This window comes from Pseudomonas sichuanensis (assembly GCF_024749065.1).
GTDB lineage: Bacteria > Pseudomonadota > Gammaproteobacteria > Pseudomonadales > Pseudomonadaceae > Aquipseudomonas > Aquipseudomonas sichuanensis.
Map to the genome: position 1 here is coordinate 3,184,636 of NZ_CP087185.1, position 19,361 is coordinate 3,203,996.

Sequence of the window (19,361 nt, forward strand, 5' to 3'; positions counted from 1 at the left end):
AGGGAGTGCACTTTAAATGAAAACGGCCTGGAACGTTGTCCAGGCCGTTACCGGGTGTAACCCGCAGGGGCCGCTTTGCGGCCCTTTCGCCGGCAAGCCGGCTCCCACAGGGTTAGGTGATCGCCTGTGGAAGCCGGCTTGCCGGCGATGGGCTGCGCAGCAGCCCCAATGACACTTACTTCAGAACAGCCAGCGCCGCGTCGTAGTTCGGCTCATCGGCGATCTCGCCAACCAGCTCGGAGTGCAGCACCTTGTCGTTTTCATCCAGCACCACCACGGCGCGGGCGGCCAGGCCGGCCAGCGGGCCGTCGGCGATGGCCACGCCGTAGTTTTCCAGGAACTCGCGGCCACGCAGGGTCGACAGGTTCTTCACGTTCTCCAGGCCTTCGGCGCCGCAGAAGCGTGCCTGGGCGAATGGCAGGTCGGCGGAGATGCACAGCACCACGGTGTTGGCCACGTCGTTGGCCTGGGCGTTGAACTTGCGCACCGAGGTGGCGCAGGTGGGGGTGTCGACGCTTGGGAAGATATTCAGCACCTTGCGCTTGCCGGCGAAGTCTTTCAGCGAGGTGTCAGCCAGGTTGCCGGCAACCAGCGAGAAGGCAGGCGCCTGGGCGCCGACTTGCGGCAGATTACCGCTGACCTGAACCGGGCCGCCTTTGAGAGTCACTTGAGCCATGGGGAAATCATCCTTAGTACGGGGTTGGTAAAAGACCCCGAGTTAAGCATGAAGCTGCGCAAGTGCCTATAAGCAAACATGAAATTGTTCTATTGCCAGACAATTCCTGTGGACAAAAAAATGTCCGGGTGGCGACAACCAACCCGGACACTTCTGTTGCAGGCGGTCGAATCAGCCCATCAGGCCATACACCACCGAGGTCAGGGCCACCAGGCCGATGACAACCACGAACAGGTTCGACAGCGCGCCGCTGTACTTGCGCATCGACGGCACGCGACGGATGGCGTACATCGGCATCAGGAACAGCAGCACGGCGATGATCGGGCCACCGAGGGACTCGATCATGCCGAGGATGCTCGGGTTGAGGGTGGCGACGATCCAGCACACCACCAGCATCAGAGCGGCGACCATGCGGTCCAGGGCCTTGGCGCCCGGGCGCAGGCCGGTCTTGACGATCATGCCCTTGAGGCCTTCGCTGGCACCGATGTAGTGGCCCAGAAACGACTTGGCGATGGCGATGAACGCGATCAGCGGCGCGGCAAAGGCGATGGTCGGCTGGTCGAAGTGGTTGGCCAGGTACGACAGGATCGACAGGTTCTGCGCCTTGGCTTCGGCCAGCTGGGCGCTGCTCAGGGTCAGCACGCAGCTGAACACGAAGAACAGCACCATCAGCACCATCAGCAGGTGGGCGCGGCGCAGGATCTGGCCGCTGCGCTCGTCGGCATGGTCACCGTAGCGGCGCTTCTGGTCGACGGCGAAGGCCGAGATGATCGGCGAGTGGTTGAACGAGAACACCATCACCGGAATGGCCAGCCACACGGTGTGCAGGAAGGCAGAACCCGACGGTACTTGCGACGCGGTGTCCAGGATACCGCCGGTCCAGTGCGGCACCAGGTACAGGGCCAGCAGCGCCAGGGCGACGATGAACGGGTAGACCAGCAGGCTCATGACCTTGACCGTGGCCTGTTCACCGCAACGCACGATCGCCAGCAGGCCGAGGATCAGCACGAACGACAGGATCGCCCGCGGCGGCGGCGCGATGTGCAGCTGGTGCTCCATGAAGCTGCTGACGGTGTTGGTCAGGGCCACGCTGTAGATCAGCAGGATCGGGAAGATGGCGAAGAAGTACAGCACGGTGATCAGCGCACCGGCCTTGATGCCGAAGTGCTCTTCCACGACCTGGGTGATGTCGCCGCCGCTACGCCCGGACAGCACGAAACGGGTCAGGCCGCGGTGGGCGAAGTAAGTCATGGGGAACGCCAGCGCCGCGAGGATCAGCAGCGGCCAGAAGCCGCCGAGGCCGGCGTTGATCGGCAAGAACAGGGTTCCGGCGCCGATGGCTGTGCCGAACAGGCCCAGCATCCAGGTGGTGTCGTGACGCGACCAGCTGCCAAGGGTGGCGGGGGTCGATTCTGCAAAGCGTTGTTCAACGCTTGGGGCCTGCTCATTCATTCCGGGTGAAGCTCCACTCGCAAGACTGCAACAGGCTGAGAATGGCGAAATAGACGTTTCGCCCAACTCAACCGGGGAAGAGGGGCGCGATTGTGCATGCAAAGGTTGCACTTGGGGAAGCCCCGTCCGAGGGACGGTTGCACTTGTCTGTACAAGAGGCCCGGTTTTGCGAGGGTGAAAGCATCGCGGGGCAAGCCCGCTCCCACGCCACCCCATGCAACGAGGTTTGGCGTGGGAGCGGGCTTGCCCCGCGATTAGGCCGATTCGCTCAGCCCTTGTGCACCGCCGCAAACGCCTCAGCCACCTGGCGCAGGTTGGCCGGACGCAGCCCGGACATGCACACCCGACCGCTGTCGATCAGATACACGCCGAACTCGTCACGCAGGCGACGCACCTGCTCGACGCTGAAGCCGGTGTAGCTGAACATGCCGCGCTGGCGCAGGAAGAACTGGAAGTCCTGGCCCGGCAGCAGCTTGCCGAGCAGGTCGACCAGGCCTTGGCGCATGTCGAGGATACGCTTGCGCATCACTTCCACTTCCGCCACCCACTGGGCATTGAGCGCGTCATCGCCGAGCACGCCGGCCACCAGCTGGGCGCCGAACGCAGGCGGGCTGGAGTAGTTGCGGCGCACCGTGGCCTTGAGCTGGCCGAGCACGCTGACCGCGGTGGCGGCGTCGTCACAGACCACCGACAGGCCCCCTACCCGCTCGCCGTACAGCGAGAAGATTTTCGAGAACGAGTTACTGACCAGGCACGGCACGCCGGCACGGGCCATTTCGCGGATGGCGTAGGCATCCTCGACCAGGCCTTCGCCGAAGCCCTGGTAGGCGATGTCGAGGAACGGGATCAGCTGGCGTGCCTTGACCACTTCGACCACTTGCTGCCACTGGTGCTGGTCCAGGTCGACGCCGGTGGGGTTGTGGCAGCACGGGTGCAGCAGCACCACGCTGTTGGCCGGCAGGGTCTGCAGGGTCGCCAGCATGCCGGCGAAGTCGACGCCACGGCTGGCCGAATCGAAGTACGGGTAGGTATGCACCTTGAAGCCCGCGCCTTCGAAGATCGCCCGGTGGTTGTCCCAGGTCGGGTTGCTGACCCAGACTTCCGAGCCTGGGAAGTAGCGCTTGAGGAAGTCGGCGCCGACTTTCAGCGCGCCGGAACCGCCCACGGTCTGCACGGTGGCCACACGGCCATCGGTCACAGCCGGGTGATCGCTGCCGAACAGCAGCGCCTGGATCGCCTGGCGATAGGCAGCCAGACCTTCCATCGGCAGGTACAGCGACGCTTCATGGGGCTGGCCGGCCAGGCGTTTCTCGACTTCAGCCACCGCCGCCAGCTGCGGCACCACGCCGGCTTCGTCGTAGTACAGGCCGATACTCAGGTTGACCTTGTCGGCGCGCGGGTCGGCCTTGAAGGTTTCCATCAGCGAGAGGATCGGGTCGCCGGCATAGGCATCGACATGTTTGAACACAGCGTGCAGCTCCTTGGAAATCAGGACAGTTCAGAAAAGGCTGCAGCGAGGATACCCGCAGACAGGCGTCAGGAACATCACTGATGTGCAAGGGGCTGGATGCGCCGTTGCACACACTGGCCCCTGTGGGAGCGGGTTTACCCGCGAAGATGACACCGCGATGCATGGCACGGGCTACGCCCGTGATCGCGGGCAAGCCCGCTCCCACAGGGATCGCGCCAGCTTGGAAAATTCCGTTTCAGCCAGCCAGTTCCTTCAAACCGGCCAACTCCTGCTCGGTCAACGCCACCCCTTCCCTGCCCGCCACTTCACGCTCGCGATAGCGACGCTCCCCCGGCATGCGCGACAGCCCCACCGCCTGCATCTGCTCCACCAGCTCACGGCTTCGCTGGGCAAAACGCTCCCCTTCGGCCTTGCTCGGGTCGATCACGATGATCAGTTGCCCGGTCCACGGCGTCTTCGCCCCCGGGTGCCCGGACCAGTCGAACTCCCAGGAGAAGTGGCCGCCGGTCAGCGCCGCCGCCAGCAACTCGACCATCATCGACAGCGCCGAGCCCTTGTGCCCGCCGAATGGCAGCAGCGCGCCACCTTCGAGAATGGCCTTCGGATCGGTGGTGGGCTGCCCGCCGGCATCCACGCCCATGCCTTCAGGCAATTGCTGGCCGGCACGGGCGGCGATCTGCACGTCACCGTGGGCCATGGCGCTGGTGGCCATGTCGAACACGATCGGATCGTGCCCGGCGCACGGCGCGGCAAAAGCGATGGGGTTAGTGCCGAACAACGGCTTGCGCGCACCGTGGGGCACCACGCAGGTCATGCTGTTGACCACGCTCAGGGCCACCAGGCCTTCATCGGCGAACGGCTCGACATCCGGCCACAGGGCGGCGAAGTGGTGCGAATTGTGGATCGCCAGCACGGCGATACCGGCGCTGCGGGCCTTCTCCACCAGCAGCGCGCGCGCCGCCGCCAGGGCCGGCTGGGCAAAACCGCCGCCGGCATCGACCCGCACATAGCCCGACGCCACGTCGGTCACCTGCGGCACGGCCGTGCCATCCACCCAGCCGCTGGCCAGGGTCGAGACGTAACCGGGAATACGGAACACACCATGGCTGTGGGCGCCATCGCGCTGGGCGCTGGCGCAGTTATGGGCCAGCACGGCAGCCACCGCTGCGCTGCAGCCATGGCGTTGGAGGATCGTTTGCAACAGCGCCTGCAGCTCGGCAAAGGGCACGCGCACGGCAGGGCTGGTGGACGGTGCGGACATCTGAAGCTCCTTTCTTGGTATTGGAATGGCTACAGCGCAACGCCCTGACTTTCCCGTGAATGACAGCTATCTGTCAAATATTGACTTGATGACAGAAAACAGCCATTTTCTTCTCCACGCCAGAAATCAGCCGGAGCGCTACATGAGCCAATCGATCAAGCAACGCCTGGAAAGCAGCCTCGACAGCGCTGCCGCCTCTGGCCGCAAGATCGCCAGCTACATGCTCGCCAACCTGCACGAGCTGCCGTTCCAGACTTCGGCGAGCATCGCCGCCAAGCTGGACGTCAGCGAATCGAGTGTCGGCCGCTTCTGTCGTGCGCTGGGCTACGCCCACCTCAAGGCGCTCAAGCAGGACTTGCAGAACGACCTCGGTGATGGCCCCTGGCTGGTGGGTGATCGCCTGCAGGAGTTTCGCCAGCAACCCGAAGACGGCCGCGAACACGCCGGCAGCCTGGAGCTGGAAATGGCCGCCCTGGTCCGTGTGCACGAATACAGCCGCAGCGAGGCCTGGCGCCAGGTAGCCCGCCGCCTGGCCAATAAACCCCAGGTGTTCATCGCCGGCTTCCAGACCGAACGCGGCATTGCCCTGTGCATGACCCACCTGCTGCAGTACCTGCGCAATGGCGTGCACTGCGTGGATGGCAGCGCCGGCCACTTCGGCGAGGTGCTGCTGGGCAAGCCCGAGGACCTCACCCTGGTGGTGTTCGAAGCCCGCCGCTACTCGCGCCACGCCCTGCAGTTGTGCCAGAAGGCCCGCGCCCTTGGCATCCCAGTGACGCTGGTCACCGACACCTTCTGTGACTGGGCCGATGCCAACGCCGACGAGGTGTTCCGCATCCCCACCGAATTCAATCTGTTCTGGGACTCCACGGCGGCGATGCTGTCGTGGGTGCACCTGATGGTCAACGAGGTCTGCAAGAAGCTCGGGCCGGATGTTGAAAAACGCTTGGAAGCAACTGCCGCTCTACATAACGAGTTCGTCGGCTACACCTCGTGGCCGGCGGGCAAACAACAATAGCAAGAGTGTTGGTACAGAGGTGCGAGATGAAAAGATCCATGGCTGTGGTGGGTGCGTGCGCCCTGCTGCTGGCGGGCGCCGCCAGCGCCGAAACCCTGCGCTTTGCCACCGAAGGCGCCTACCCGCCCTTCAACTATGTCGATGCCGATAACAAGCTGCATGGCTTCGATATCGACATCACCCACGCCCTGTGCGAGCAGATGAAGGTCGAGTGCACCCTGGTGGCACAGGACTGGGAAGGCATCATCCCGGCCCTGATGGCACGCAAGTACGACGCCGTGGTGGCGTCGATGATCGACACCGAAGAACGACGCAAGAAGATCGCCTTCACCGACCACTACTACCGCACCCCGCTGACCGTGGCCGTGGCCAAGGACAGCAAGATCACCGACGCGCAGACCGACTTCGTCGGCTACACCGTCGGCGCCCAGTCCTCCTCCACCCAGGCGATCTACGCCGAAGACGTGTACGGCAAGGCCGGCGCCGACGTGAAGCTGTACCCGACCATGGACGAAGCCAACGCCGACCTTGCCGCCGGGCGCCTGGACGGGGTGATCGCCGACAAGTTCCCGCTGCACGAGTGGCTGGACAAGAACGGCCAGGACTGCTGCAAGATCCTCGGCGACGTCAAGGACACCAAGGCCGATGCGGCAATTGCCGTGCGCAAGGACGACGAGGCGCTGCGCACACGGTTGAATGCGGCCCTGGCGGCGATCGTGGCCAATGGCACGTACCAGAAGATCGCCAGCAAGTACTTTGCCTTCGATATCTATAACTGATGTGGCGTTGAGAGCAGCTTGGGGCGGTTCATGCATCTGCTGACTGCCCCGGCCCTATCGCTGGCAAGCCAGCTCCCACAGGGATAAGCACACACTCTGTGGGAGCTGGCTTGCCAGCGATAGGGCCAGCCGGAGCAACTCCACAGTCGAGGATGCCCCGCAAGCCAAACCCAACCGAACTGGGGACTCCACCCATGCTCGATCAACTGTCTCTACTGTCCTTCGCCAGCGGCGGCTGGGGTCAGGCGCTGCTGGCCGGCGCCCTGGTGACCGTGTCGCTGGCCCTCGCCTGCCTGCCCGTCGGCCTGCCGCTGGGGCTGCTGGTGGCCCTGGCCGCACGTTCGCGCAAACGCCTGCCACGGGCCTGGGCCACCACCTTCTCCACGGTGTTCCGCGGCCTGCCCGAACTGCTCACCCTGCTGATCATCTACTACGGCTGCCAGATCGCCGCGCAGAAGATCCTCGCCGCCCTGGGCTACCCGGGCGAGGTGCTGATCGACACCTTCCTCGCCGCCATGGTCGCCTTCAGCCTGGTGTTCGCCGCGTTTTCCAGCGAAATCTGGCTGATGGCCTTCAAGACCCTGCCCAAGGGCCAGCTGGAGGCCTGCTCGGCCCTGGGCCTGAGCAAGCGCACCGGGTTCTTCAAGGTGGTGCTGCCGCAGCTGACGCGCATCGCCCTGCCGGGGCTTTCGAACAACTGGCTGAGCCTGCTCAAGGACACCTCGCTGGTGTCGACCATCTCGCTGATCGACCTGATGCGCCAGACCAACCTGGCGGTCAGCGTGACCAAGGAGCCGATGTTCTTCTACGGCGTGGCCTGCTTGATCTACCTGCTGTTCTCGGCAGTCTCGGGCCGGGTCTTCGCCTTGCTTGAAAAACGCAGCAACCGCCACCTGCAAGGAGCCCGCACATGAGCCTCGAACAACTGCTGGCCTACGTGCTCGACCCAGACCTGCTGGAGCGCTACGGCCCTCGCTTCGTCGACGGCCTGCTGGTCACCGCCAAGCTGGTGGCCATCTCGTTCACCCTGGGCGCACTGCTGGGTATGCTGCTGGCCCTGGCGCGGATGTCGCGCAACCTCGTGCTGCAGCGCCTGGCCGCCGGCTACGTGTACTTCTTCCGCGGCTCGCCACTGCTGGCCCAGCTGTTCCTGCTGTACTACGGGCTGGGCTCGCTCAAGGGTTTCTGGCAGGACGTCGGGCTGTGGTGGTTCTTCCGCGAGGCATGGTACTGCGCCCTGCTCGCCTTCACCCTGAACACCGCGGCCTACCAGGCGGAGATCTTCCGCGCCAGCCTGCTGGCCATCGCCCCGGGGCAGTACGAGGCGGCCAAGGCGCTCAACCTCAAGCGCTCGACCACCTTCTTCAAGGTGATCCTGCCGCAATCGCTGCTGGTGGCCATCGGCCCGCTGGGCAACGAGCTGATCATGATGATCAAGGCCAGCGCCATCGCCTCGCTGGTGACCATCTTCGACCTGATGGGGGTGACCAAGCTGGCCTTCTCGCGCAGCTTCGACTTCCAGATCTACCTGTGGGCGGCGGTGCTCTACCTGCTGATCGTCGAGATCGTCCGGCGCACCCTGAAACACCTGGAGGCCCGCCTGGGCCGCCACCTGAACTGATTGAAGGATACGTTCCATGCATTGCCAAACCATCGTTCTGGGCGCCGGTATCGTCGGCGTCAGCACCGCGCTGCACCTGCAGGCGCGCGGCCGCCAGGTGATCCTCATCGACCGCGACGAGCCGGGCAGCGGCACCAGCCACGGCAACGCCGGGCTGATCGAGCGCTCCAGCGTGATCCCCTATGCCTTCCCCCGGCAGTTCGGCGCGCTGCTGCGCTACGGCCTCAATCGCCAGCCCGACGTGCGCTACAGCCTGCTGCACCTGCCCAAGGCCGCGCCCTGGCTGCTGCGCTACTGGCAGCAATCGGCGCCGGGCCGCGTGGCCGAAGCCGCGGCGGACATGCTGCCGCTGGTGCAACGCTGCGTCGAGGAACACGACGCCCTGATCGAGACCGCCGGGCTGCAAGGCCTGGTGCAGGCCAAGGGCTGGATCGAGGTATACCGCGACAGCGCGCTGTTCGAGCAGGCCAAGCAGGATGTGCTGGGCCTGGCGCGCTATGGCCTGAAATACGAATTCCTCGACCGTGGGCAACTGCAAGCCCGCGAGCAGGGGCTCGACGGCGGCGTGGTCGGCGGCATCCACTGGCTCGACCCGAAGACCGTTAGCAACCCCGGCGGCCTCACCCGTGGCTATGCCGCCCTGTTCGTCCAGCGTGGCGGCCAGTTCCTGCATGGCGACGCCCGCACCCTGCAACGCAGCGAAGGCGGCTGGCAGGTCGATACCCAGCGCGGCGCGGTCACTGCCGACGAAGTCGTGGCCTGCCTCGGCCCGCAATCCGCAGAGCTCTATGAGCGCCTGGGTTACCACTTCCCGCTGGGGATCAAGCGCGGCTACCACATGCACTACGGCACCCGCGACGGCGCCGAACTACAGCATTCGGTCTGCGACACCCAGGGCGGCTACGTACTGGCGCCGATGGCCCGCGGCGTGCGCCTGACCACCGGCATCGAGTTCGCCGCCAGCGACGCCCCCGGCAACGAGATCCAGCTGCGCCGCTGCGAAGCCCTGGCGCGCAAACTGTTCCCGGCCCTGGGTGAACGCCTGGACGACAAGCCCTGGCTGGGCCGCCGCCCGTGCCTGCCGGACATGCGCCCGGTGATCGGCCCGGCACCTCGGCACCAGGGCCTGTGGTTCAACTTCGGCCACGCCCACCACGGCCTCACCCTGGGCCCGGTCAGCGGCCGCCTGCTGGCCGAGCTGATGACCGGCGAACGCCCTTTCACCGACCCTGCGCCCTATAGCGCCGCACGCTTCGACTGAACCCTGAGCGGGAGAACAATAACGATGTCCGCACCTTCCAGTCTTGCCAGCCTTGCTACCCCGCAACCCACGCCCGACCTGCGCCCGGAGCTGATCCGCATCGAGGGATTGAACAAGCACTACGGCGCGTTTCACGTGCTGCACGATATCGACCTGTCGGTGCGCGAAGGCGAGCGCATCGTGCTGTGCGGCCCGTCGGGCTCGGGTAAATCGACGCTGATCCGCTGCATCAACCGCCTGGAGATCGCCCAGCAGGGCCGTATCCAGGTGGCCGGCATCGACGTGGCCGGCACCGACCGCAAAGCCACCCAGATCCGCAGCGAAATCGGCATGGTGTTCCAGCACTTCAACCTGTTCCCGCACATGAGCGTGCTCGACAACTGCCTGCTGGCGCCCACCAGCGTGCGCGGCCTGTCGCGCAAGGACGCCGAGGAACGGGCGCGCATGTACCTGGCCAAGGTCGGCATCGAAAACCAGGCGCACAAGTACCCCAGCCAGCTCTCCGGCGGCCAGCAACAGCGCGTGGCCATCGCCCGGGCGCTGTGCATGAAGCCGCGGATCATGCTGTTCGACGAACCCACCTCGGCGCTCGACCCAGAGATGGTCGCCGAGGTGCTGGACGTGCTGGTGCAGCTGGCCGGCACCGGCATGACCATGCTCTGCGTCACCCACGAAATGGGCTTCGCCCGCCAGGTGGCCGAGCGCGTGCTGTTCCTTGAAGGCGGGCAGATCATCGAGGACAGCCCGCCCGAGCTGTTCTTCGGCCAGCCACGCACGGCCCGGGCGCAGGCGTTCCTCAAGCAGATCCTGCACTGAGCCCGTTGGCGCGGGGCAAGCCCGCGCCGCTTACTGGCCGGCCGGCGTGAGCTGTTTGAGGCGCTCGCTGGCCGGCGCCGGGCGCCCGTACAGGTAGCCCTGGAAGTGCGAGCAACCTTCGGCCATCAGCCGCTGCATCTGTTCCTCCGACTCCACCCCTTCGGCCGTGGTCTTGATCATCAGGCTGTTGGACAGCTCGGTGATGGCGCGGATGATCGACATCGCCTCGCGGCTGTCGCACATGTCGTGGACGAACGACTTGTCGATCTTGATCCGGTCGAACGGGAACGAACGCAGGTAACCCAGCGACGAGTAGCCGGTGCCGAAGTCGTCGAGGGAGATCGACACCCCCAGGTCCTTCAGTGCCCTTAAGGTGCGCACGTTTTCCTCGCTGTTGCCCAGCAGCACCGACTCGGTGATCTCCAGCTCCAGGCGCGTGGCCGGCAGCCCCGAGTCGGCCAGGGCCAGGGCCACGGTGTGGACCAGGTTGGCATTCTTGAACTGCACCGGCGACAGGTTGACCGAAACCGTCTGCTCGGTGCCCCAGCTTGCCGCTTCCTGGCAGGCCAGGTTGAGCGCGCGAACACCGAGTTCGTGGATCAACCCGGTCTCTTCGGCAATCGGAATGAAGTCCATGGGCATGATCATGCCGCGCACCGGGTGCTCCCAGCGCAGCAGCGCCTCGTAGCCGGTGACACTGTTGCTCTGCTGGTCGACCACGGCCTGGTAGTGCAGTTGCAACTGGCCCAGGTGCAGGGCCGTGCGCAGGTCGGTTTCCACCAGGCGGCGCTGGCGGGCAGCCACGTCCAGCTCGACATGGAAGCTCTCGAAACGGTTGCGGCCGTTGCGCTTGGCTTCGTACAGGGCCATGTCGGCGTAACCGAGCAGTTGTTCGGCGTTGTCGTGATCGTCGGGCGCGATCGCCACACCGATGCTCACCCCCACGCTGAACTGGTGGCCCTCGATATGGAACGGCGGGCTGATTGCATCGATCAGGCGCTGCGCGGTGTTGCGCGCGGCCTCGCGGCTATCCAGGCCGACCAGCACCACGGCAAACTCGTCACCGCCGAGGCGCGCCAGGGTGTCGTGCTCGCGCAGCTCGCGGCGCAGGCGCTTGCCGAGGGCGCGCAGCAACTTGTCGCCGAAGGCGTGGCCAAGGGTGTCGTTGATGTTCTTGAAGTTGTCCAGGTCCAGGCACAGGGTGGCGGTCAGCTTGCCGCTGTCCTCGCCGCGCACCAGGGCCTGCTTGAGCCGTTCATGGAACAGCGTGCGGTTGGGCAACCCGGTCAGCGCGTCATGGTGGGCCATGTGGTGAATCTGGGCGTGGGCAGCCAGTTCCTCGGTGGCATCCTCGGCCACGTACAGCACGTAGTCGCCCTGCCCGGCGCGGCCCTCGCAGCGCAGGGTGCGGCTGCGCAGGGTACGCGGGCCGCTGGCGGTGTCGACGCGGGTTTCGGCGACATAACCCTTGCTGCTGCGCGCGCCGCGGGCCAGTTGCTGCTCCAGGTACTCCGCCGCCTCCGGGGCCAGGCCCTGCCCGGGCAACTGGCCGACCAGGCTGACGCCCTGGCCACCGAACAGGCGCTCGGCCTGGGGGTTGGCCAGCAGGATCTGCTCGCTTGCCAGGTCCTGCACGATGACACTGGCCGGGATATTGCCGATCACCGAGTCGAGGAACTGCGACAGGGTGGTCATCTCCTGGCTGTATTGCTCGGCCAGCTCCTTGGCCTTGAGCAGTTCCAGCTCCTGCTGGCGGCGCTCGGACATATCGCGGGTGATCTTGGCAAAACCGATCAACTGGCCGCTGCCTTCGTCGACGATCGGCTCGATCACCACGCTGGTCCAGAAGTGCGAACCGTCCTTGCGCTGGCGCAAGCCGTCTGCCTGGAAGCGCCCGGCTTCCAGGGCGGTTGCCAGGCTCAGGGCCGGCAGGCCGGCATCGCGGTCGGCGTCGGTGTAGAACACCGAGAAATGCTGGCCAACGATTTCCTCGGCATGGTAGCCCTTGGCCCGCTGCGCCCCCGGATTCCAACTGGCGACGACACCCTCGGGGGTCAGCAGGTAGATGGCGTAGTCGACCACGCTCTGGATCAACAGGCGGGACAGGGTCTCTGGGCTTGCAGCTAGCGGCATGGGATTTACCTGAGCAAGGAAGCTTCCGGACTTCGCGTCAGACCAGTCCGAAAATACGAATTACTGGCATTATGCCGCCAGACGAACGGTTTTTGTGAAGTGCGTCACAAAAAAATCGCGCGTATTCAATGGCGGTACGGTGTGACCAGAAAATTGCGCAGCTGCGGGTCATCGTCCAACGCGATCTCGCGTACCGGGCGCGACAGGTCGGCCAGCACGGCCTGGCAGAAGCTCATGGCCGGGGCATCCCCGGCATAGCAACGCAGCAGCCAGTCGACCCGGCCGTCGCTCAGCAACTGCAGGGCCACGGCGCGGCCTACGCCCTGGCGCCGATAGCGCTTGAGGATGAACAGGTCGGCCAGCTCCAGTGCATCGATGCCCGGCAGCTCGCTGCGCTCGACCAGCACGAAGCCGGCGATGAAGCCATCCACCAGGACCAGGTGGGCGGCCCAGTCGGGGGACTGCCAATAGCGCTCGAAGTGCGGTTCGTGGAGGTAGAAGCGCCCGTCCACCTCGACATCCTCCTGCTCCCAATCGGACGATTCGTAGGCATAGAACTGGTAGAGGTTGCGCACCAGATCGGCCTGCTCGGGGCCGGTCTGGAGCAGTTCGATGGGGGTGGGCATCAAGGGCGCTCGGGCAGTGAGGAAGCGCGATTCTAGCGCCAAGCTGGCAACTGCACAGTACCCTGTGGCAGCAACTTTCTTGTGTTGCTCGCGTCGGCCTCATCGCCGGCAAGCCGGCTCCCACATCAATCGCGCCATCCTCAAGGCCAGCGCTGCACCTGTGGGAGCCGGCTTGCCGGCGATGAGGCCAGTGAGCCACTAACTCAGCGCCGCCACCGCATCGATTTCCACCAGCATGCCGTCCAGCGCCAGCCGCGGTACCGGGATCAAGGTGCAGGTCGGGGTCATGCTGCCATCCCAGGCGCGGGTCGCTGCGGCCACCCATTGCTGCAACCGGGTTTCGCTGTGGTCCACCACCAGCAGGGTGAGTTTGAACACGTCCTGCAGGCTGGCACCTTTGGAGGCCAGGGCGATCTTCAGGTTGATCAGCGCCTGACGCACCTGCGCGTCGAACTGTGGCGACAGCGCGCCATCCAGGCCCTCGCCGCCCTGCCCGGCCACATACACCAGGCGACTGCCGGCGCGTACTTCGGCGACATGGGAATAGGCGTTGGCGCTGGGGTCGTAGAGGCCTTCGGGGTTGGACAGGGTAAAAGCCTTTGGTTGGGGCATGGGCACGCTCCATCGTGGGAAGAGCGGGCGAGTATCAGACCTCAGGTTTGGTTGAGGTCAAGCAGGGGCGCGACTCTGTTTATGGACAGTGAAGGCTGCGAGGTGTCCGGCGGAGGTTTTGCAGCGCCTATGAGATCGAGCGCCGCCCGCGCGGCGCTTCGCGGGTAAACCCGCTCCCACAGTTTGTTTCGGGCCAGTCTTTCCTGTGCCATCACCTGGTCTGCCTTGTTGGTACGACGCGGTTTCAGTGTGGGCGTTGCCGCCGCCCCGCATGACTCGAGGCAGGCACCAGGGCAGGCGCCGGTACTTTCACAGGAATAATTGGCCCGAAACAAACTGTGGGAGCGGGTTCACCCGCGAAGCGCCGCGCGGGCGGCGCTCGATCTGATAGGCGCTGCAAACCTGTCGCCTTACACCTGGCTGCCCAAACACCATTCCAAGACATGCACCTGGCTGCCCACCCACCATTCCATGGCATACACCCCGCGCCCCCCCCAGTTGTCTTTACCCGCCACACCCCGCACACTCACTGCCGCCAGCCAGGAAGCGGAGTCCGCAGTGCCCACGCCACGCCAGTTCAGCAAGAAAACCAGCACCAGCAACATGCTGCGGCTCAAGACCAGCGACGGCAGCGCCCAGCGGCCTTACCGAGTCGACTTTGTCCTGCTCGAACATTTCTCCATGGCCAGCTTCACCGTGGCCATGGACGTGCTGGTCACCGCCAACCTGCTGCGGGCCGACAGTTTTGCCTTCACCCCCCTGTCGCTGGGCGGCGGTGACCGGGTGCTCAGCGACCTGGGCCTGGAGCTGGTGGCCAGCCCGCTGGTACCGACCGACCTGCACGACCTCGACCTGCTGGTGATCTGCGGCGGCCTGCGCACCCCGCTCAAATACCCGACCCTCGACCGCCTGCTCGGCGACTGCGCCGCCCACGGCATGACCCTGGGCGGGCTGTGGAACGGCGCCTGGTTCCTCGGCCGCGCCGGGGTGCTCGACGACTACGGTTGCAGTGTTCACCCCGAGCAGCGCGCCAGCCTCAGCGAATGCAGCCCGCAAACCCGCATCACCCCGGCCAGCTTCACCCTCGACCGTGACCGCCTCAGCGCCGCCAGCCCCAACGGCGCCATGGAGCTGATGCTCGGCCTGGTGCGCCGGCTGTACGGCGATGCCCTGGCCGAGGGCGTGGAAGAGATCCTGTCGTTCTCCGGGGCGCGCTATCGCCAGGTCGGCCCGGGGGCGAAAAAGTCCATGAGCCTGCACCTGCGCACCATCGTCGAGCTGATGGAAAACAACCTCGAGGAAACCCTGAGCCTCGACCAACTGGCGGCCTACTCCGGGCGCTCCCGGCGGCAGATCGACCGGTTGTTCCAGGCCCAGCTCGGCACCTCGCCACGGCGCTACTACATGGAGCTGCGCATCACCAAGAGCCGGCGCTTGCTGCAATATTCCGACCTATCGGTGATGGAAGTGGCGGTGGCTTGCGGGTTTGTCTCGGTGTCGCACTTCAGCAAGTGCTATGCGGCGTACTTCGGCTACCCGCCGTCACGCGAGCAGCGCCTGGGCGAGTAATCGGCTACCCCCGCTCATCGAGCAACTGCCTTATGACCTGCTCCTGCCCGTCGTAATCGCCTTCGCCGAAATGCACATGCCGCACCTGCCCCTTGCGATCGACAAAGTAGTGCGCTGGCCAGAACTGGTTACCCCAGGCATTCCAGATCCGATAGTCGTTGTCCACCGCCACCGGATAGCCGATACCCAACCGCTTGACTTGCTCACGCAGGCTGGCGACTTCGTGCTCGTAGTCGTACTCCGGCGTGTGCACCCCGACCACCACCAGCCCCTGGTCGGCATAGCGTCGCGCCCAGTCGTTGACATGGGGCAGGCTGCGCCGGCAGTTGATGCAGTCGTAGGTCCAGAAATCCACCAGCACCACCTTGCCCTTGAGCTGTTGCCCCTCCAGCGGTGGTGAGTTCAGCCACTGCTCGGCGCCGGCCAGCGACGGCATCGGGCCGTAGTTGTCGCGTGCCAGCAGGTGGCCAGCCAGCCCCAGCCCGACCAGGGCCAGGGCCACGCCGCCGGCCTTGAGCAGGCGACGTTTGCTCCCTTTACCGCGCGGATCAGTTGTCATGGCAGCTGCTGGTGGCATAGGTGCGGTACTCGACGCTTTGCGGCTTGCCGTTGGAATCGAGGTAGTCCATGCGGGTGTTGACCAGGCCACAGCCAGTGCGCTGGTCATCTTTTACCGACAGGACTTTCTTGATGTCCAGATGGTCCCCGTAGCGATAGTGCATCACGCTGGCGTCGTTCATCGAGTTGCTGCTGGCCTGGGCGGTGATGGCACCCAGGCCAAGGATGGCGAACAGGGCAGCGCTGGTAAAAGTCTTGAAGGTCATGGCATCTCTCCTGGTGCAGCTTCTTGGGTGGGGAGGCGTTGCTCCCCGGTCGAGAGCCATTTCAACGCTGCCAGGTATCGCGCTTGTGTCCTGCGAGGCACCGAAGTGCCTGCGCCTGTATCTGCAGCCGCGCCAGATACACTGCAATACAAACCGCCGCAGGCAAGGCCGAACGCGCTCTGTACACTGCGCCCACACCCAAGACAAGGACACCTCCGATGGAACACGTCGATCACATCCTGGTCGTTGACGACGACCGCGAGATCCGCGAACTGGTCGGCAACTACCTGAAGAAGAACGGCCTGCGCACCAGTATCGTCGCCGATGGCCGGCAGATGCGCGCCTTCCTGGAGAACAACGCCGTCGACCTGATCGTCCTCGATATCATGATGCCCGGGGACGACGGCCTGCTGCTGTGCCGCGAGCTGCGCGCCGGCAAGCACCGCAACACGCCGGTGCTTATGCTGACCGCACGCAACGACGAAACCGACCGCATCATCGGCCTGGAAATGGGCGCCGACGACTACCTGACCAAGCCCTTCTCCGCCCGCGAGTTGCTGGCGCGGATCAACGCCGTGCTGCGCCGCACGCGCATGCTGCCGCCCAACCTGACCATCAGCGAAAGCAGCCGACTCATCGCCTTCGGCCCCTGGCGCCTGGACACCACCTCGCGTCACCTGCTGGACGCCGAAGGGACCCTGGTGGCGCTGTCCGGCGCCGAATACCGGCTGCTGCGGGTATTCCTCGACCACCCGCAACGGGTGCTCAGCCGCGAACAACTGCTCAACCTCACCCAAGGCCGCGAGGCCGACATCTTCGACCGCTCCATCGACCTGCTGGTCAGCCGCCTGCGCCAGCGCCTCGGCGACGACGCCCGCGAGCCTACCTGCATCAAGACCGTGCGCAGCGAGGGCTATGTGTTCTCGCTGCCGGTGCAACTGCTGGAGTCGCCTGCATGAAATGGCCGCGCACCCTCGCCTCGCGCCTGGCGCTGATCTTCTTCACCGGGCTGGTGCTGGCCTACGGCCTGTCGTTCAGCCTGCAGGCGTATGAGCGCTACGTCAGCAGCCGCTCGATGATGCTCAGCAACCTGGAGCTGGACGTGTCCACCTCGGTGGCCATCCTCGACCGCCTGCCCGCCGCCGAGCGCCCGGCCTGGTTGCCGCGCCTGGAGCGGCGCACCTACCGCTACCGCCTCGACGGCGGGCTGCCCGGCGAGGCCATGCCCAGTGCCGAAGCGCCCATGGCCGCCGAGTCGATCGTCAAGGCCATCGGTGATCGCTATCAGTTGACCTTCCTCGAGATCCCCGGCCCCAACGCGCACTTCCAGGCCCACCTGCGCCTGGCCGACGGCGCGCCATTGACCATCGACGTGACCCCGGCGCCGGTGCCGGTGGCCACCTGGCTGCCGGTGGTGCTGCTGATCCAGCTGCTGGTGCTGCTGCTCTGCACCTGGCTGGCCGTACGCCTGGCCATCGGCCCGCTGACCCGCCTGGTGCAGGCGGTGGACAACCTCGACCCGAACCACCCCGGCCCGCTGCTGGACGAAAGCGGCCCGCGCGAGGTGCGCTACGCCGCCGTCGCCTTCAATGCCCTGCAGGCGCGTATCGCGGCCTACCTCAAGGAACGCATGCAGCTGCTTGCGGCGATCTCCCACGACCTGCAAACGCCGATCACCCGCATGAAATTGCGGGTCGAACAGATGGACGACGGGCTGGAAAAGGACAAATTGTGGCACGACCTCGATGCCATGGAGCATCTGGTGCGCGAAGGCGTGGCCTACGCCCGCAGCATGGACAGCGGCACTGAGGCACCGTGCAAGGTCAACCTCGATGCCTTCCTCGACAGCCTGGTGTTCGACTACCAGGACAGCGGTGCCCGGGTTGAGCGCCGTGGCAGCACCCAGACCACCCTGCAGGCGCGGCCCCACGCCCTGCGCCGGGTGCTGGTCAACCTGGTGGACAACGCCCTGAAATTTGCCGGTGCCGCCCAGCTTGAAGTCGACCATGAGGGCGGCGTGACGCTGATCCGGGTACTCGACGACGGCCCGGGCATCCCTGCGGCGGAGCTCGATGAAGTGCTCAAGCCGTTCTACCGGGTCGAGGGGTCGCGCAATCGCAGCACCGGCGGCACCGGACTGGGCCTGGCCATCGCCCATCAGTTGACCCAGGCCATGGGCGGCAGCCTGACCTTGCGCAACCGCGCAGAAGGCGGGCTGTGCGCGCAGATCGAGCTGCGCTGAGCGGTTCGCCCGGCCTCGGGGCACAACTACCTTGGATTGCTTGCACTGGCCTCATCGCTGGCAAGCCAGCTCCCACAGGGTTAACGCATGGCGCGGGCTGATGCGGTCGGCGTGGGAGCCGGCTTGCCGGCGATGAGGCCATAAAGGCAAAGCGGATCTACAAACCGATACACAACCCCCAACCCGCCGACACACTGCAGATACCCCACCCGCACACACTCCCGGCCACCACAGAGCGACGGCACCCCGCCGTCGTCGCACACCCCGGGAAACCCATCGATGAAAGCCTTGCCGCTGGCATTCGCCCTGATGTTCGCCGCCGTCCCCCTCAAGCTCATCGCCAAGGCAGCCCTGCCACTGCGCCGCCCGGCCACGTCCCACTGATCCCAAGGAGTCCTGCCATGTTGACGCACACCCTGACCCGCCCGTTCACCGCCCTCGATCGCATCGGCAGCTGGGGCGCCGACGTGCCGCTTCGGCTATTCCTGGCCTGGGAGTTCTTCGAATCGGGGCTGGAAAAATTCAACGGCGCCAACTGGTTCGCCGACTTGCAAGGGAGCTTCCCGTTCCCCTTCGACCTGCTGCCGGCGAGCCTGAACTGGCAATTGTCGATGTGGGCCGAGCTGCTTTGCCCGCTGCTTCTGCTGTTGGGCCTGGGCACGCGACTGGCCAGCGCGGTGCTGGCGGTGGTGACGCTGGTGGCGATTGCCGCCGTGCATTGGCCGACCGAGTGGTCAAGCCTTGCCGAGCTGGCCCAGGGCTATGCAATCAGCGACCAGGGGCATGGCAACTTCAAGTTGCCGCTGATCTACCTGGTGGCACTGCTGCCGTTGCTGCTCAAAGGTTCGGGGCGCCTGAGCCTGGACCACTGGCTGTGGCGTCGGGCCTGAACTCACAAAAAAGGGCCCACGCTCGGTGAGCGTGGGCCCTGATGCCGGTCAGTCAAGCCAATTGGGGCCGCTTTGCGGCCCTTCGCGGGTAAACCCGCTCCCACTGGATT

The 19,361-nt window shown here is 65.6% G+C and carries 19 protein-coding genes; 10 read left to right on the forward strand and 9 right to left on the reverse strand.

Annotation, left to right across the window (positions count from 1 at the left end; translation table 11 throughout):
- Positions 1–175 precede the first annotated feature (175 nt).
- From tpx to LOY51_RS14380, 4 genes are all read right to left on the reverse strand, one after another.
- Entirely contained in the window at positions 176–676 is a 501-nt protein-coding gene (tpx, locus tag LOY51_RS14365; protein WP_125464238.1) for a thiol peroxidase, read from the reverse strand.
- Between the two features lie 171 nt (positions 677–847).
- Positions 848–2,128 (reverse strand): serine/threonine transporter, encoded by a 1,281-nt coding sequence (locus LOY51_RS14370; protein ID WP_258641718.1) that lies wholly within the window; start codon positions 2,126–2,128, stop codon positions 848–850.
- A gap of 268 nt (positions 2,129–2,396) precedes the next feature.
- Positions 2,397–3,596 (reverse strand): amino acid aminotransferase, encoded by a 1,200-nt coding sequence (locus LOY51_RS14375; RefSeq protein WP_258641719.1) that lies wholly within the window; start codon positions 3,594–3,596, stop codon positions 2,397–2,399.
- A 238-nt stretch (positions 3,597–3,834) separates the two neighbouring features.
- Positions 3,835–4,860 carry an Ldh family oxidoreductase gene (locus tag LOY51_RS14380; RefSeq protein ID WP_125858813.1) on the reverse strand — a complete coding sequence of 342 codons (1,026 nt, stop codon included), beginning with the start codon at positions 4,858–4,860 and terminating at the stop codon, positions 3,835–3,837.
- A 142-nt stretch (positions 4,861–5,002) separates the two neighbouring features.
- Between LOY51_RS14380 and LOY51_RS14385 the strand changes: the two genes are divergently transcribed.
- From LOY51_RS14385 to LOY51_RS14410, 6 genes are all read left to right on the forward strand, one after another.
- Entirely contained in the window at positions 5,003–5,878 is an 876-nt protein-coding gene (locus LOY51_RS14385; RefSeq protein ID WP_125464242.1) for a MurR/RpiR family transcriptional regulator, read from the forward strand.
- Positions 5,879–5,904: 26 nt separating this feature from the next.
- The gene (locus LOY51_RS14390; protein WP_125858814.1) at positions 5,905–6,657 is read left to right on the forward strand and encodes a transporter substrate-binding domain-containing protein; all 753 of its coding nucleotides are present in this window, start codon (positions 5,905–5,907) and stop codon (positions 6,655–6,657) included.
- Between the two features lie 194 nt (positions 6,658–6,851).
- The gene (locus LOY51_RS14395) at positions 6,852–7,571 is read left to right on the forward strand and encodes an ABC transporter permease (RefSeq protein WP_258641720.1); all 720 of its coding nucleotides are present in this window, start codon (positions 6,852–6,854) and stop codon (positions 7,569–7,571) included.
- The gene (locus LOY51_RS14400) at positions 7,568–8,278 is read left to right on the forward strand and encodes an ABC transporter permease (RefSeq protein ID WP_125464245.1); all 711 of its coding nucleotides are present in this window, start codon (positions 7,568–7,570) and stop codon (positions 8,276–8,278) included. Before LOY51_RS14395 ends, LOY51_RS14400 begins: the two co-directional genes overlap by 4 nt.
- 16 nt (positions 8,279–8,294) lie before the next feature.
- Entirely contained in the window at positions 8,295–9,539 is a 1,245-nt protein-coding gene (locus LOY51_RS14405; protein ID WP_258641721.1) for an NAD(P)/FAD-dependent oxidoreductase, read from the forward strand.
- 24 nt (positions 9,540–9,563) lie between these two features.
- Positions 9,564–10,355: an amino acid ABC transporter ATP-binding protein gene (locus tag LOY51_RS14410; RefSeq protein ID WP_309475575.1), complete on the forward strand. Its 792-nt coding sequence runs from the start codon at positions 9,564–9,566 to the stop codon at positions 10,353–10,355.
- A gap of 30 nt (positions 10,356–10,385) precedes the next feature.
- On the opposite strand, the gene LOY51_RS14415 is transcribed toward LOY51_RS14410, so the two are convergent.
- The 3 genes from LOY51_RS14415 to LOY51_RS14425 all read right to left on the reverse strand — a co-directional run bounded on the left by LOY51_RS14415 (position 10,386) and on the right by LOY51_RS14425 (position 13,726).
- Entirely contained in the window at positions 10,386–12,488 is a 2,103-nt protein-coding gene (locus LOY51_RS14415; protein ID WP_258641722.1) for a putative bifunctional diguanylate cyclase/phosphodiesterase, read from the reverse strand.
- A gap of 125 nt (positions 12,489–12,613) precedes the next feature.
- Positions 12,614–13,114, reverse strand: a complete 501-nt coding sequence (locus tag LOY51_RS14420) for a GNAT family N-acetyltransferase (RefSeq protein WP_125858817.1) — start codon at positions 13,112–13,114, stop codon at positions 12,614–12,616.
- Positions 13,115–13,312: 198 nt separating this feature from the next.
- Positions 13,313–13,726: a RidA family protein gene (locus tag LOY51_RS14425; RefSeq protein ID WP_125858818.1), complete on the reverse strand. Its 414-nt coding sequence runs from the start codon at positions 13,724–13,726 to the stop codon at positions 13,313–13,315.
- Positions 13,727–14,284: 558 nt separating this feature from the next.
- Between LOY51_RS14425 and LOY51_RS14430 the strand changes: the two genes are divergently transcribed.
- Positions 14,285–15,295 (forward strand): GlxA family transcriptional regulator, encoded by a 1,011-nt coding sequence (locus tag LOY51_RS14430; protein WP_125858819.1) that lies wholly within the window; start codon positions 14,285–14,287, stop codon positions 15,293–15,295.
- A gap of 4 nt (positions 15,296–15,299) precedes the next feature.
- Here the strand turns inward: LOY51_RS14430 and LOY51_RS14435 are convergent, their stop codons facing one another.
- Together LOY51_RS14435 and LOY51_RS14440 are read right to left on the reverse strand one after the other, a co-directional pair.
- Positions 15,300–15,815 carry a thioredoxin family protein gene (locus LOY51_RS14435; protein WP_125466208.1) on the reverse strand — a complete coding sequence of 172 codons (516 nt, stop codon included), beginning with the start codon at positions 15,813–15,815 and terminating at the stop codon, positions 15,300–15,302.
- 28 nt (positions 15,816–15,843) lie between these two features.
- Positions 15,844–16,119, reverse strand: a complete 276-nt coding sequence (locus LOY51_RS14440) for a DUF2790 domain-containing protein (protein ID WP_258641723.1) — start codon at positions 16,117–16,119, stop codon at positions 15,844–15,846.
- 218 nt (positions 16,120–16,337) lie between these two features.
- On the opposite strand from LOY51_RS14440, the gene LOY51_RS14445 reads away from it, so the two are divergent.
- From LOY51_RS14445 to LOY51_RS14455, 3 genes are all read left to right on the forward strand, one after another.
- Entirely contained in the window at positions 16,338–17,078 is a 741-nt protein-coding gene (locus tag LOY51_RS14445) for a response regulator (protein ID WP_110994426.1), read from the forward strand.
- Entirely contained in the window at positions 17,075–18,361 is a 1,287-nt protein-coding gene (locus tag LOY51_RS14450; protein WP_258641725.1) for a sensor histidine kinase, read from the forward strand. Before LOY51_RS14445 ends, LOY51_RS14450 begins: the two co-directional genes overlap by 4 nt.
- Before the next feature lie 401 nt (positions 18,362–18,762).
- On the forward strand, positions 18,763–19,251 hold the full coding sequence (locus LOY51_RS14455) for an HvfX family Cu-binding RiPP maturation protein (protein WP_258641727.1): 489 nt from the start codon (positions 18,763–18,765) through the stop codon (positions 19,249–19,251).
- The last annotated feature ends 110 nt before the right edge of the window (positions 19,252–19,361 follow it).

Excerpts from the sequence above, each read along its gene's own strand:
- LOY51_RS14410 (WP_309475575.1), top strand. The coding sequence starts at position 9,564 with ATGTCCGCACCTTCCAGTCTTGCCAGCCTTGCTACCCCGCAACCCACG.
- LOY51_RS14440 (WP_258641723.1), bottom strand. The coding sequence starts at position 16,119 with ATGACCTTCAAGACTTTTACCAGCGCTGCCCTGTTCGCCATCCTTGGC.
- LOY51_RS14415 (WP_258641722.1), bottom strand. The coding sequence starts at position 12,488 with ATGCCGCTAGCTGCAAGCCCAGAGACCCTGTCCCGCCTGTTGATCCAG.
- LOY51_RS14400 (WP_125464245.1), top strand. The coding sequence starts at position 7,568 with ATGAGCCTCGAACAACTGCTGGCCTACGTGCTCGACCCAGACCTGCTG.
- tpx (WP_125464238.1), bottom strand. The coding sequence starts at position 676 with ATGGCTCAAGTGACTCTCAAAGGCGGCCCGGTTCAGGTCAGCGGTAAT.
- LOY51_RS14420 (WP_125858817.1), bottom strand. The coding sequence starts at position 13,114 with ATGCCCACCCCCATCGAACTGCTCCAGACCGGCCCCGAGCAGGCCGAT.
- LOY51_RS14370 (WP_258641718.1), bottom strand. The coding sequence starts at position 2,128 with ATGAATGAGCAGGCCCCAAGCGTTGAACAACGCTTTGCAGAATCGACC.
- LOY51_RS14425 (WP_125858818.1), bottom strand. The coding sequence starts at position 13,726 with ATGCCCCAACCAAAGGCTTTTACCCTGTCCAACCCCGAAGGCCTCTAC.
- LOY51_RS14455 (WP_258641727.1), top strand. The coding sequence starts at position 18,763 with ATGTTGACGCACACCCTGACCCGCCCGTTCACCGCCCTCGATCGCATC.
- LOY51_RS14450 (WP_258641725.1), top strand. The coding sequence starts at position 17,075 with ATGAAATGGCCGCGCACCCTCGCCTCGCGCCTGGCGCTGATCTTCTTC.
- LOY51_RS14445 (WP_110994426.1), top strand. The coding sequence starts at position 16,338 with ATGGAACACGTCGATCACATCCTGGTCGTTGACGACGACCGCGAGATC.
- LOY51_RS14395 (WP_258641720.1), top strand. The coding sequence starts at position 6,852 with ATGCTCGATCAACTGTCTCTACTGTCCTTCGCCAGCGGCGGCTGGGGT.
- LOY51_RS14385 (WP_125464242.1), top strand. The coding sequence starts at position 5,003 with ATGAGCCAATCGATCAAGCAACGCCTGGAAAGCAGCCTCGACAGCGCT.
- LOY51_RS14390 (WP_125858814.1), top strand. The coding sequence starts at position 5,905 with ATGAAAAGATCCATGGCTGTGGTGGGTGCGTGCGCCCTGCTGCTGGCG.
- LOY51_RS14405 (WP_258641721.1), top strand. The coding sequence starts at position 8,295 with ATGCATTGCCAAACCATCGTTCTGGGCGCCGGTATCGTCGGCGTCAGC.
- LOY51_RS14380 (WP_125858813.1), bottom strand. The coding sequence starts at position 4,860 with ATGTCCGCACCGTCCACCAGCCCTGCCGTGCGCGTGCCCTTTGCCGAG.